The following is a 12,675-nucleotide window of genomic DNA, read 5'->3' on the forward strand; positions in this document are numbered from 1 at the left end:
GCAGCCTAGTCGGCGGGCCGGCCCGATATCCGGGCCCACCCGCCCCGGGAGCACCGGCCCGCGCTCCGACGAACCTGGGCCGGACCTCGTACACCACATTCACAGCAGGTACCCGTACACTCTGGCGGGCGTGTGGCGTGGCACACTCCGCGACGCGACGGGTGCGGGCCACCCGGCCGCCGGTGACGACCAGGGTAGAGGAAGGGGAGCACGGGTGGCTTCCAGCAAAGACCGGCAGCGCAAGCTCGCGCGGGAGAAGCTCGACCGGCAGTTGGCCCGGCGGGCCGCCTCGGCCCGGCGCCGCCGGCAGATCCAGGCCGGCGTCGGCGCGGCCGTGGTGCTGGTGCTGATCGTGGCCGGCGCGGCCTGGGGGCTGGGCGCCTTCGACCGCGACCCCGAGCACAAGGCCGCCGAGGACGTCTGCCTCTGGACGCCGCAGGACGCCGCCGCCAACACCAACCTGAAGGACGTCGGCACCCCGGCCACCACCGGCCTGCCCACCTCCGGCGTGCGCACCATGACCATCGACACCGACCAGGGTGGCCCGGTCACCGCCGAGCTGGACCTCGCCGGCGCGCCGTGCGGCGGGGCGAGCCTCGCCCACCTGGCGGGGGCGTCGTTCTACGACAACACCAAGTGCCACGAGATCACCGCCGAGGGCGCGCTGCGCTGCGGCGACCCGAGCGGCACCGGCCTGGGCGGCCCGACCTACACGTTCTACAACGAGAACGTCCCGGCCGCGCCGGAGGCGAGCCCGTCGGCCAGCCCGGCCCCGGGGCAGGCTCCCGCCTACCCGAAGGGCACGGTCGCCATGGTCGGTAACCCGCCGGGCGCCAACGGCAGCCAGTTCCTCGTCTTCTTCAAGGACTTCAACCCGGCCCAGCCGGCGTACCCGATCGTCGGCCGGGTCACCGGCGGGCTGGACGTGATCGAGAAGATCGGCGCCCTGCCGACCGTGGACAATGGGTCGGGGGCCACGGTCAAGCCGAAGACCGACGTGGTGATCCGCAAGCTCACCGTCGGTGAGGCGCAGGCCGCGCCGGCTCCGACGAGCCCGGCCACGGGCACCCCGGCGGCCAGCCCGAGCGCTGGCTGAACCGGACACCAGCACCCGTACCTGCGGCCACGCCGCGCCCGAGAAGTCCAGGAGGAGTGACCGTGACGTCCACGAGAGAGCGGCAGCGCGCGGCGGCGCGGGCCCGACTCGAGCGGGAGATGGCCGAGCGCTCGACCAAGGCCCGCAAGCGCCGGCAGACGCAGGCGATCGTCGGGGCCGCCGCGGTCCTGGTGCTCGTGGTCGCCGGCACCGTCTGGCTGGCGAGCAGCCTCGGCGGCGACGACGACACCGCGCAGAACGACGCCAGCACCGCGGGGTTCACCCAGTGCGTGTACACCGAGTCGCCGAAGGACGGCCGGCCCGCCCAGATCAAGGACGTCGGGCTGCCCGCCAACCAGCAGGCCAACAAGGGCACCCAGACGATGACGATCGACACCAACCTGGGCCCGATCACCGCCAAGATCAACCGTGACGCGGTGCCCTGCACCGCGGGCAGCTTCACCCACCTGGCCAGCAAGGGCTTCTTCGACAACACCAAGTGCCACCGGCTGGTCACCGAGGGCATCAAGGTGCTCCAGTGCGGTGACCCGAGCGCGACCGGCAAGGGCTGGCGGCAGACCGACGGCACCGGTGGGCCGAGCTACGGCCTGACCGAGGAGAACCTGCCGACCGACAAGCGTCCCCCCTACCCGGAGGGCGTCATCGCGATGGCCAACTCCGGTCAGCCGGGCAGCACCGGCAGCCAGTTCTTCATCGTCTACGGCGACTCGCAGCTCGACCCGAACTACACCGTGCTGGGCACCGTCACCGCCGGGATGGACCTGGTCAAGCAGGTCGGGGCCGCCGGTGACGACAAGGCGTTCGCGCAGCAGGCCGGGGGTGGCCACCCCAAGAAGGAGGTCACCATCACCAAGCTGACGATGAGCGACATCCAGGGCTGACCGCCCATCCGTACGACGAAGCGCCCGCCGGCTCTCCAGCCGGCGGGCGCTTCTCCCTTCGGTCCCGTCGGTCCCGGGGGCGGCAGAGTGCAGGGTCGCGTCGGGCGGTCAGCCGGTACGACGCGACAGCGCCCGCCGGCGGCACCGGCGGGCGCTGTCCAGGGCGTCTCAGGCGCCCGAGGTGACCCGGTACGCGTCGAAGACCCCGTCGACCTTGCGCACGGCGGCCAGCAGGTGGCCCAGGTGCTTCGGGTCGGCCATCTCGAAGCTGAACCGGCTGACCGCCACCCGGTCCCGGGTGGTGGTGACCGTCGCCGACAGGATGTTGACCCGCTCGTCGGAGAGCACCCGGGTGACGTCGGCGAGCAGCTTGTGCCGGTCGAGGGCCTCCACCTGGATGGCGACCAGGAAGGTGGAGGCGGAGGTGAGCTTCCAGCTCACCTCGACCACCCGCTCGACCTGGGCCCGCAGGTCCTCGGCGTTGGCGCAGTCGTCCCGGTGCACGCTGACCCCGCCGGAGCGGGTGACGAACCCGAACACGGCGTCCGGCGGCACCGGGGTGCAGCAGCGGGCCAGCTTGATCCAGACGTCGCTGACGCCCCGGACCACCACGCCGGGATCGCTGCTGCTCTGCCGGCTGCGCGGCGGACGGGTGGCGACGGCGGTCTCGGCGATGTCCTCCGCCGCGCCCTCCTCGCCGCCGTACGCGGCCATCAGCTTCTGCACCACCGACTGCGCGGAGACCTGGCTGTCGCCGACCGCCGCGTAGAGCGAGGCCACGTCGGCCAGGTGCAGGTCCCGGGCGATCGCCATCAGCGCGTCCGAGGTGAGCATCCGCTGCAACGGCATGCCCTGCTTGCGCATCGCCTTGACGATCGCGTCCTTGCCGGCCTCGATCGCCTCCTCGCGCCGCTCCTTGTTGAAGTACTGGCGGATCTTCGTCCGGGCCCGGGGGCTCTTGACGAAGCCCAGCCAGTCCTGCGTCGGACCGGCGGTGTCGGACTTCGAGGTGAAGATCTCGATCACGTCGCCGTTGGACAGCGTCGACTCCAGCGGCACCAGCTTGCCGTTGACCCGCGCCCCGATGCACTTGTGCCCCACCTCGGTGTGCACCGCGTACGCGAAGTCCACCGGCGTCGACCCGGTCGGCAGCGGGATGACGTCACCCTTCGGGGTGAAGACGTACACCTCCTGGCTGGACAGGTCGAAGCGCAGCGCGTCGAGGAACTCCGACGGGTCGGCCGCCTCCCGCTGCCAGTCCAGCAACTGCCGCAGCCAGGTCATCTCGTCGATGTGCGCGGGCGGGCCGACGATCTGGGTGCCCTTGTGCTCCTTGTACTTCCAGTGCGCCGCGATGCCGAACTCGGCCGTCCGGTGCATGGCGTAGGTGCGGATCTGCATCTCCACCGGCTTGCCGGTGGGTCCGATGACCGTCGTGTGCAACGACTGGTACATGTTGAACTTGGGCATCGCGATGTAGTCCTTGAACCGACCCGGCACCGGCTGCCAGTTGGCGTGGATGACCCCCAGCGCCGCGTAGCAGTCCCGCACCGTGTCGACCAGGATCCGCACACCCACCAGGTCGTAGATGTCGTTGAAGTCGCGGCCCCGCACGATCATCTTCTGGTAGATCGAGTAGAGGTGCTTCGGCCGGCCGGTGGTCTCCGCCTTGATCTTGGCGGCCTTCAGGTCGGTGGACACCTTCTGGGTCACCTGCCGCAGCAACGCCTCCCGCTGCGGCTGGTGCTCCCCGATCAGCCGGTTGATCTCCTCGTACCGCTTCGGGAACAGGGTGCCGAAGGCCAGATCCTCCAGCTCCCACTTGATCGTGTTCATCCCGAGGCGGTGCGCCAGCGGAGCCAGGATCTCCAGCGTCTCCTTCGCCTTCTGCTCCTGCTTGGGGCGGGGCAGGAAGGTGAGGGTACGCATGTTGTGCAGCCGGTCGGCCAGCTTGATCACCAGGACCCGGGGGTCCTTCGCCATCGCCACGACCATCTTGCGGATCGTCTCCGCCTTGGCCGCGTCGCCGAGCTTGACCTTGTCCAGCTTGGTGACGCCGTCGACGAGGAGGGTCACCTCCGGGCCGAAGTCCGCCCGCATCTGGTCGAGGGTGTACTCGGTGTCCTCGATCGTGTCGTGCAGCAGCGCCGCCACCAGCGTGGTGGTGTCCATCCCGAGGTTGCCCAGGATGGTCGCCACCGCGAGAGGGTGGGTGATGTACGGGTCACCGGACTTGCGGTACTGACCGGAGTGCCAGCGGGCGGCGGTGTCGAAGGCCCGCTGGAGCAGCCGGGCGTCGGCCTTGGGGTGGTTCTCCCGATGGGAGGCGATCAGCGGTTCGAGCACCTCGCTGACCTGCGAACTCTGCCACGGGGCGTTGAACCGGGCCAGACGGGCCCGAACCCGACGGCCGGTCGGCGCGTTGGAGAGCGCGAACCCGCCGCTCGGCGACGGATCGCCGTCGGCCGGGAACGGCACCACGACCGCGCCGTCGGGCGTGGCATCGGGGGCGGTGCCGTCGGGCACGCCCACCGCCCTGGCCGGTGGATCACTCTTCCGGTCGGTCACCGAGCCGTCAGCGTCGCCTGTCGGGTGCACCGTGCCCTCCACCGGAGGGACGACATCGTGGGACACCGGCCTCCTCACCGATCGCCGGGACTACGCCGGCCGCGCGGCCGACGCCTGGATCAACCGGCCGTCGGGCCGGTGTTGTTCCCGCCGGCCCCCGACCGGCGTCCTGCCCACCGCCCGGACGGGCGACCGCCCGGTCAGCAAAGGGCAATGCTACCCGCACGGTGGGTGCGGTGCCGCTCCGCCGGACGGTCCGAGCCGGGCCCCCGGCACGGCATTCGGATCAAACGGTCAGCAGGGCATGCACCGGACGCCCGGCGAGTCGACTGCGCCCCGCCAGGAAGCCCAACTCCAGCAGGACGGTGAAGCCGGCCACCGTGCCACCGGCCCGCTCGACCAGGTCGAGGGTCGCCTCGGCAGTGCCCCCGGTGGCCAGCACGTCGTCGACCACCAGCACCCGGTGCCCGGCGGTGAAGGCGTCCTGGTGCACCTCCAGCGTCGCCTCGCCGTACTCCAGGGCGTAGGAGGCCGAGTACGCCGGCCGGGGCAGCTTGCCCGCCTTGCGCACCGGCACCACCCCCATGCCGGTCGCGTACGCGATCGCGGCGGCGATCACGAAGCCCCGGGCCTCGATGCCGACCACGATGTCGAACGTGTCCCGCCCGTGGTACTCGATGATCCCGTCGATCACCTCGCGGAAGACCTCGCCGTCGGCGAAGAGCGGCATCAGGTCCTTGAACATCACCCCGGGCTTGGGGAAGTCCGGCACGTCCAGCACCCGGCTGGCCACCAGCCGGGCCACCTCCGGACCGCTGTCTCCCCGTACGCCGGTGCTGTGGGTCTCCGTCACGGTGATCCGCTCTCCTTCGCTACGACGACGGCGTCCGTCACGCTGCTCGGACAGCATGGCGGACGCCGTCGGATCGGCTCCTACCGGGTCGTCGCCCCGGCCTTCCCGGGTCAGCGCCGCTTAGCGCCGCCCGGACGGTTGCCCCCGCCGCCGCTGGGACGGCCGCCCCGGGCTCCGGTCGGCCGCTTGCCGGTCGGCCGGGCGCCGACCTTCGGCGCGCTGCCGGCCAGGGCCGCGGCCTCCGGGTCGATCGGCTCGTCGCCGTCCTCGTCCGTGGCCGGGCGGGTCGCGCCGCGCGGGGTGATCTCGCCGCGGGCGATCGCGCCCCGGCGGGCCAGCACCCGCTTGTGGTGCGCGTTGATCCGCGGGTCCTGGTTCTTCAGCAGCACCAGCAGCGGGGTGGAGAGCAGGATGGAGGTCAGGAACGCCACCGCCATACCGACGAAGAGCACCAGACCCAGGTCCTTCAGGGTGCCCGCGCCCAGCAGGCCGGCACCGATGAAGAGCAGACCGCCGACCGGGAGCAGGGCGACCACCGAGGTGTTCAGCGAGCGCATCAGGCTCTGGTTCAGCGCCAGGTTGGCCGCCTCGCCGTAGGTCTGGTTGTTGTTGGCGGTGATGCCCCGGGTGTTCTCCTGGACCTTGTCGAAGACCACCACCACGTCGTAGAGCGCGAAGCCCAGGATGGTGAGGAACCCGATGATCGTCGACGGGGTCACCTCGAAACCGACCAGCGAGTAGATGCCGGCGGTGAGGATCAGGTTCATGAACAGCGAGACGATCGCGGCGACCGCCATCCGCCACTCGAAGCGCAGGACCAGGTAGACCGCCACCACCAGGACGAAGATGATCAGACCGAGCAGCGCCCGGGAGGTCACCTGACTGCCCCACGCCTCACTGACCTGGCTGCCGCTGATCTGGTCGACGTCGATGCCGAACTCCTGCGCCATGTCGGCCTTGACCGCGTTGGCCTGCTCGGCGCTGAGCTGCGACGTGCGCAGCTCGTAGTACTCGCCGCTGGTGCTGCCGACCTTCTGCGCGGTCACCACCTTGGCACCGCCGCCCTCGGCCGCCAACGCCTCGTCGACCTTCGCCTCGGCCTGGTCCAGGGTGCCGACGCTGGCCGGCACCTGGAACGAGTTGCCACCTGCGAACTCGATGCCCAGGCTGAAGCCGCGCACCGCGAAGCTGAGCACGGCGATCAGCACCAGCGCCCCGGCGACGGCGAACCACAGCTTGCGCCGGCCGACGATGTTGAGATCGGCCTCGCCCCGGTAGAGCCGGGACGCCAGACCACTCTTCGCCATCTCAGGCCTCCTTGACGCGCGGGTTGCGGGCGGTGCCCTGCTCGGCGGACCGGGCGGGCAGCGCCCGGCCGAGACCGCTGACCCGGGGGGACAGGAACGCCCGGGTCCGGGCGAACATCGTCATGATCGGGTGGCGGAAGAGGAAGACCACCACCAGGTCGAGCACGGTCGCCAGGCCGAGGGCGAAGGCGAAGCCCTTCACCGTGCCGACCGAGACGATGTAGAGCACCACGGCGGACATCAGGGTGATCGCGTTCGCCGAGATGATCGTCCGGCGGGCCCGGATCCAGGCGCGGGGCACCGCGCTGCGGGGGCTGCGCCCCTCCCGGATCTCGTCCTTGAGCCGCTCGAAGTAGATGACGAACGAGTCCGCCGCCACACCGAGCGAGACGATCATGCCGGCGATGCCGGCGAGGGTGAGGGTGAAGCCGATCGACCGGCCGAGCACCACCAGCGCGCCGAAGACCAGCAGCGCGGAGAGCACCAGGCTCAGGAAGATCACCGAGCCGAGCAGCCGGTAGTAGAAGAACGAGTAGATGATGACCAGCAGCAGGCCGATGCCGGCGGCCAGCAGGCCGGCCCGCAGGTGGCTGTCACCCAGCGTCGCGGTGACGTTCTGCTGCTCCTGCGGCACGAAGGTGACCGGCAGGGCGCCGTAACGGAGCTGGCTGGCCAGCGCGTTGGCCGTCTGGCTGTCGAAGTTGCCGGTGATCTGCGAGTCGCCGGTCAGCACACCCTGGATCTCGGGCGAGGAGACGATCTCGTTGTCCAGCACGACCGCCACCCGGCACTTGCCGTCCTGGCCGAGGGCGGTCTGGTCACAGCCGCTGCCGGCGTTGGTGAACGCCTCGCGGGTCAGCTCGGTCCACTTGGACTGGCCGCCGCCGGTGAACTTCAGGCTGACCACCCAGGTGCTGGCCTGGTCGAGGACCGCGTTGGCGTCCTTGACGTCGGTGCCGACCACCTTGGCCTGGTCGAGCAGGTACTTGGCCGCGCCACCCTCACAGGCGACCGCCTGCTGCTTCTCGTCCTTGATCGAGGCGGCGGGCCGCTTGTCGAGCTGGGCGCAGGTGATGGTCGGCACGTTGAACTGCATCTGCGGGGTCAGTACCGCGATCTCCTGCGGGGAGAGGTCGCCGAACGGCTTGAGCTTCTCCGCCAGGGACGGGTCGGTGGCGAGGTCGGCCGGGGCCTGCAGGCCGCTGGCGGCGGCCCAGGCGGGCGCGCCCACCTTCTGCTCGACGGCCTTGCGCTGCTGCTCGATGTCCTGGGGCACCGGGGCGGCGCTGGCGCTGGGCGAGGCGGCCGGGGCGCTCGGCGAGGCCGACGCGGACGGCGAGGCGCTGGCGCTGGCGCTCGGCGCGGGGGCGCCGCCGCCCTGGCCACCGGCGCTCGGCGAGCTGGTCGCCTTCGGGGCGGTGCTGCCCGTGGCCTTCGGCGACGCGCTGCCCGTGGGCTGCGCCGACGCGCTGCCCGACGGGGTCGGCGTCGGGGTCGCCGACGGGGGCGCGGTGACCGCGCCGCTGCCGTCGGCGGCCTTGAGAACCTTGCGGAAGCGCAGCTCCGCCGCGCTGCCGACGTCGGTCAGCTCGCGGTTCTCACCCGGCAGGGAGATGACGATGTTCCGGTTGCCCTCGGTGACCACCTCGGCCTCGGCCACACCGTAGGCGTTGACCCGGCTCTCGATGATCTGCCGGGCCTCCTCCAGGTTGGCCGCCGTCGGGGGCTTGCCGTCGAGGCTGTTGGTCGCCTCCAGCGTCAGCCGGGTACCGCCGATCAGGTCCAGGCCGAGCCGCGGCTCCAACCGGTCCTTCCAGCCGCCGCTGGCGCCGCCCGAGAAGAACACCAAGAGATAGAGGACGACGAAGATGAACCCGAGCACGGCGAGCTGCCGCCCGGGGCGCATCTGTCCCTGAGGTGGTGCCACGGCTGTCTGTCTCCCTGTAACGGTCGCGCCGCCGGTGCAGTGGCGACGAAGTCGGACCGGGGTCTCCCGTCCGACATGCTCTCCGCGGACCCGCCCCCGACGGCCGGCACGGCGTCCCACCGCCGACGTGGGGGCGTCGGGCGGACGGGGCGCGTGCCGGTCACGGGAACCGGCCCACCTATCCAGTTGTCACGTCGCGCCCGCCCCGGAAGCGACGGGCGGGACAATCACTCCTTGACGGCTTCCGCGTCCTCGGTGACGGGCTCCTCGACCACCGGCTGCTCGGCCCGGGTGACCACCCGCGCGATGGCCGGACGGGCGTAGCGGGTCTGCACGCCGGGGGCCACCTCCAGCAGCACGGTGTCGTCCTCCACGCCCACGACCGCGCCGTAGAGCCCTCCGATGGTGACGACCTCGTCACCCGGGCCCAGCCCGGACTGCATGGCCTCGGCCTCGCGGCGGCGCTTCTGCTGCGGTCGGATCATCATGAAGTACATGACCCCGAAGAGCAGGGCGATCATGATGATCGGCGTCAGACTGCCGGCGCCTCCGCCGGACTGTGCTGCGTAAAGCACGGTGTGCGACCTTCCCATTGGCCTCCGTCGCGGCGCGGGAGGCGCCGGAGCGGAGGCGGATATTCACATCCTGTACAGACCGCGGCGAGTCTAATCCCTGCACCTGAGAACGCCGAATGCGGCACAGATCACGTTCGGATCACGGCTGATCGGGCGCAGTCGAGAACAGATCGGGCACAGCGGGAGCTTCGGTGCCGAATGTACCATTTGGCGGGGTCCGGCCCAGGTGCCGCCAGGCGGCCTCGGTGGCCACCCGCCCCCGGGGCGTCCGGGCCAGCAGGCCGGCCCGGACCAGGAACGGCTCGCAGACCTCCTCCACCGTGTCCGGCTGCTCCCCCACCGCCACCGCCAGCGTGGACAGCCCCACCGGCCCACCCCGGAACGAGTCGACCAGCGCGGTCAGCACCGCCCGGTCCAGCCGGTCCAGGCCGAGCGCGTCGACGTCGTACACGGTCAGGGCGGCCCGGGCGGTCTCCAGGGTGACCACCCCCTCTGCCCGGACCTCGGCGTAGTCGCGGACCCGGCGCAGCAGCCGGTTGGCGATCCGGGGGGTGCCCCGGGACCGGCCGGCGATCTCCACCGCCCCCTCCGGGGTGATCGGCACGCCCAGGATCCGCGCCGACCGGTGCAGTAGCGCCTCCAGGTCGGCCGGGGAGTAGAAGTCGAGGTGCGCGACGAAGCCGAACCGGTCCCGCATCGGGCCGGTCAGCAGGCCGGACCGGGTGGTCGCGCCGACCAGGGTGAACGGTTCCACGTCCAGCGGGATGGCGGTGGCCCCCGGTCCCTTGCCGACGATCACGTCGACCCGGAAGTCCTCCATCGCGCTGTAGAGCAGCTCCTCCGCCGGCTTGGCGATCCGGTGGATCTCGTCGATGAACAGCACGTCGCCCTCGGCGAGGCTGGTCAGGATGGCGGCCAGGTCGCCGGAACGCTCGATCACCGGGCCGCTGGTCACCCGGATGCCCGAGCCCAGCTCGGCGGCCACGATGTTGGCCAACGTGGTGTTGTGGACCACGAAGTCGTTCACGGTGAAGGTGTGGTCGCCGTCGACGGTCAGACAGCGGCAGCGGTGCAGGCCGACGGGTTCCACCGAGGTCACTCGGTCGGCGGCGAGACGCTCCTCGAAGCGGTTCCGGCGCGGCGCCCACTCGGCCAGTCGGGTCCCGCGATCACCGATGACGGTGATCCGCTCCGCGAACCGGGCCACGTCGTCCTGACTGGTGATGCTGAGCCGCCAAGACTCGTGCGGCCTGCCCTGGTAACGACCCCGCTTGAGTTTAAGCCGCGACTGGATGCCCAGGCGCAGCAGGAGATGCTGGACGTCGGCGAGCAGCCCATGGGAGACGCTGTAGTACTCCACCACGAGGTCGTAGCGGTCGCGGCCACGCCGACTGACGGTGCCGTCACAGGCGAAGTACGCACCGAGGAACGCACCGACCTGCCAACTGTCCCCTCGGAGGACGAACTCCGGCACCCGTTTCTGCCAGGCATTCTTGTCGAGTAGCCCGTGCTCGGCCAGCCAGGGCCGCAGTCCGGAGATCCGGATCAGGGAACTCCGCGCGCTGTTGGGCCGGGTGGTATGGGGGTGACCGAGCCGGTCACAGGTCGACCGGAAGTCGGCGAGTACTTCCGGGTCAACCCCGGTGAAGGTCACCTGGTTGGTGGTGCAGCCGTCCCCGACCAGGTACCCGGCGAGCTTGTACTCGGCCAGGTCCTCCGTGCCGTCGGCGACGAGTTCCGGACGCAGCACGTTCGCGACGAAATCCTGCTCGGTCAGGTCGCCCGCCTTGGTCCAACCGTCGGGTGTCCAGAACGGATGGTCCGGCGCGGCGACCACCTCCCGGCCGCTGGTGGTCCGAATCCGCACCGATGGCAGCTCACCCTGCTCGTGGACGGCGGTGACCAGGGCACCGGCACCGGTACGGGTAATGACGCGATCACCCACGACGATGTCACCCAGGCGCCGCCGGGTGCCGTCCTCCAGCAACACCAGGGCATCGACGGATACCGGCTTCCCCAAGCCAGGCGGCCCCGACAGGAGGATGTGGTCCGGCGGGGCGCCACGCCGCATCGCGCCCTGCAACAGCAGGTCGAGCTGGTCCCGCACCCGGTGCTGGGCGATGAACTCGTCCAGCCGCTTCGGCCGGACGCTGGCCTCCGCGTCGCGCTCCGCGTCGTCGGCGTACGCCGAGACGAGGCCGTCGCCGGTCACCGGGTCCGGCCCAGCAGCCGGATGGCCTGCTTGAGCAGCACCGGCACCGGCGGGGTCGGGCCGTCGACGGTCTCCGCCACCGCGGCCACCGCCTGGTCGGCCTGCCCGGCCGTCCAGCCGAGCCCGACCAGCGCCTGGCGGACCTGGTCGGGCCAGGCCCCACCGGTCACCCCGGCCGCCCCGTCGGCGCCCACCGGCACCGGGCCGATCCGGTCCCGCAGCTCCAGGACCAGCCGCTCGGCGCCCTTCTTGCCGATCCCCGGCACCCGGGTCAGGGCGGCGGTGTCGGCGTTGGCGATGGCCTTGCGGACCGCGTCCGGGGAGTGCACGGCGAGCACCGCCTGGGCCAGCCGAGGGCCCACCCCGCTGGCCGTCTGGAGCAGCTCGAACAGGTGCTTGGCGTCGTCGTCGGCGAAGCCGTAGAGGGTGAGCGAGTCCTCCCGGACCACCAGGCTGGTGGCGAGCCGGGCCGGCTGGCCGACCCGCAGGTCGGCCAGGGTGCCGGGGGCGCACTGCACGGCCAGGCCGATCCCGCCGACCTCCACCACCGCGTGGTCCGGACCGGTCGCGGTCACCGTGCCGCGCACGCTGGCGATCATCGTGCCCCTCCTCGTCGTACCCGGTCGGCGGCGGCGGCCAGCTTGGACCGGGTGCCGCCCCGCCACACGTGGCAGATGGCCAGCGCCAGGGCGTCGGCCGCGTCGGCCGGCTTCGGCGGCTCGGCCAGCCGCAGCAGCCGGGTGACCATGGCGGTCATCTGCTTCTTGTCGGCCTGGCCGGAACCGGTCACCGCCGCCTTCACCTCGCTCGGCGTGTACGTCTGCACCGGCAGCCCGGCGCGCGCCCCGGCCAGCACGGCGATCCCGCTGGCCTGGGCGGTGCCCATCACCGTGCGGACGTTGTGCTGGCTGAACACCCGCTCGACGGCGACCGCGTCGGGCCGGTGCTCGGCCACCAGGTCGGTCAGTGCCCGGTCCAGGTGCAGCAGGCGCAGCGGCAGGTCGTCGGCCGGATCGGTGTAGACGACGTAGTACGCGACCAGCGTGCAGGGCCGCCCCGGCACGCCCTCGACCACGCCGACCCCGCACCGGGTCAGCCCCGGGTCGACGCCCAACACCCGCACGCCGCCTCCTCCCCGACCGCCGGCAGTACGTGTGTTCGACACCCTACTGGTCCGCCCCGACGACCGGCGGGGCGGACACGCCGACCACCGGCGGACGCGGCGCCCGCCACAC

Annotated in this window: 10 protein-coding genes and 2 pseudogenes; 2 read left to right on the top strand and 10 right to left on the bottom strand. The window is 71.8% G+C overall.

Features of this window, described 5'->3' with window-relative positions; all coding sequences use genetic code 11:
- Positions 1–214: 214 nt before the first annotated feature.
- On the top strand, positions 215–1,096 hold the full coding sequence (locus tag ACIQG9_RS16340; protein WP_400402694.1) for a peptidylprolyl isomerase: 882 nt from the start codon (positions 215–217) through the stop codon (positions 1,094–1,096).
- 62 nt (positions 1,097–1,158) lie between these two features.
- Positions 1,159–1,998 carry a peptidylprolyl isomerase gene (locus ACIQG9_RS16345; RefSeq protein WP_400402696.1) on the top strand — a complete coding sequence of 280 codons (840 nt, stop codon included), beginning with the start codon at positions 1,159–1,161 and terminating at the stop codon, positions 1,996–1,998.
- Positions 1,999–2,166: 168 nt separating this feature from the next.
- Here ACIQG9_RS16345 and ACIQG9_RS16350 read toward each other — a convergent pair whose 3' ends face one another.
- The 10 genes and pseudogenes from ACIQG9_RS16350 to ruvC all read right to left on the bottom strand — a co-directional run bounded on the left by ACIQG9_RS16350 (position 2,167) and on the right by ruvC (position 12,563).
- Entirely contained in the window at positions 2,167–4,632 is a 2,466-nt protein-coding gene (locus ACIQG9_RS16350) for a RelA/SpoT family protein (protein ID WP_400402698.1), read from the bottom strand.
- Between the two features lie 220 nt (positions 4,633–4,852).
- Positions 4,853–5,419, bottom strand: coding sequence for an adenine phosphoribosyltransferase (locus ACIQG9_RS16355; protein ID WP_400402701.1), 567 nt, complete (start codon positions 5,417–5,419; stop codon positions 4,853–4,855).
- A gap of 110 nt (positions 5,420–5,529) precedes the next feature.
- Positions 5,530–6,726 carry a protein translocase subunit SecF gene (secF, locus tag ACIQG9_RS16360; protein ID WP_400402704.1) on the bottom strand — a complete coding sequence of 399 codons (1,197 nt, stop codon included), beginning with the start codon at positions 6,724–6,726 and terminating at the stop codon, positions 5,530–5,532.
- Between the two features lies 1 nt (position 6,727).
- Entirely contained in the window at positions 6,728–8,653 is a 1,926-nt protein-coding gene (gene secD / locus ACIQG9_RS16365) for a protein translocase subunit SecD (protein WP_400402706.1), read from the bottom strand.
- A gap of 227 nt (positions 8,654–8,880) precedes the next feature.
- Complete coding sequence (gene yajC, locus ACIQG9_RS16370) at positions 8,881–9,174, bottom strand: preprotein translocase subunit YajC (RefSeq protein ID WP_400403212.1); 294 nt, start codon at positions 9,172–9,174, stop codon at positions 8,881–8,883.
- 193 nt (positions 9,175–9,367) lie between these two features.
- Positions 9,368–10,435, bottom strand: a complete 1,068-nt coding sequence (ruvB, locus tag ACIQG9_RS16375; RefSeq protein WP_400403214.1) for a Holliday junction branch migration DNA helicase RuvB — start codon at positions 10,433–10,435, stop codon at positions 9,368–9,370.
- Positions 10,424–11,095: pseudogene (locus ACIQG9_RS16380) on the bottom strand (LAGLIDADG family homing endonuclease); the annotation flags it as partial. The pseudogene ACIQG9_RS16380 and the gene ruvB, both read right to left, overlap by 12 nt.
- Before the next feature lie 18 nt (positions 11,096–11,113).
- Positions 11,114–11,440, bottom strand: a pseudogene (locus tag ACIQG9_RS16385) (Holliday junction branch migration DNA helicase RuvB); the annotation flags it as partial.
- A complete protein-coding gene (ruvA, locus tag ACIQG9_RS16390) occupies positions 11,437–12,039 on the bottom strand; it encodes a Holliday junction branch migration protein RuvA (RefSeq protein ID WP_400402707.1) in 603 nt (200 codons plus the stop codon). The pseudogene ACIQG9_RS16385 and the gene ruvA, both read right to left, overlap by 4 nt.
- Positions 12,036–12,563 (bottom strand): crossover junction endodeoxyribonuclease RuvC, encoded by a 528-nt coding sequence (ruvC, locus tag ACIQG9_RS16395; RefSeq protein ID WP_400402710.1) that lies wholly within the window; start codon positions 12,561–12,563, stop codon positions 12,036–12,038. The genes ruvA and ruvC overlap by 4 nt, the downstream gene beginning before the upstream one ends.
- Positions 12,564–12,675: the final 112 nt, after the last annotated feature.

This window comes from Micromonospora sp. NPDC092111 (genome assembly GCF_044755745.1).
Taxonomy (GTDB): Bacteria; Actinomycetota; Actinomycetes; order Mycobacteriales; family Micromonosporaceae; genus Micromonospora.

What these genes read in the sequence shown, in the direction of transcription:
- secF (WP_400402704.1), bottom strand. Translation starts at nt 6,726, where the DNA reads ATGGCGAAGAGTGGTCTGGCGTCCCGGCTCTACCGGGGCGAGGCCGAT.
- yajC (WP_400403212.1), bottom strand. Translation starts at nt 9,174, where the DNA reads ATGATCGCCCTGCTCTTCGGGGTCATGTACTTCATGATGATCCGACCG.
- ruvA (WP_400402707.1), bottom strand. Translation starts at nt 12,039, where the DNA reads ATGATCGCCAGCGTGCGCGGCACGGTGACCGCGACCGGTCCGGACCAC.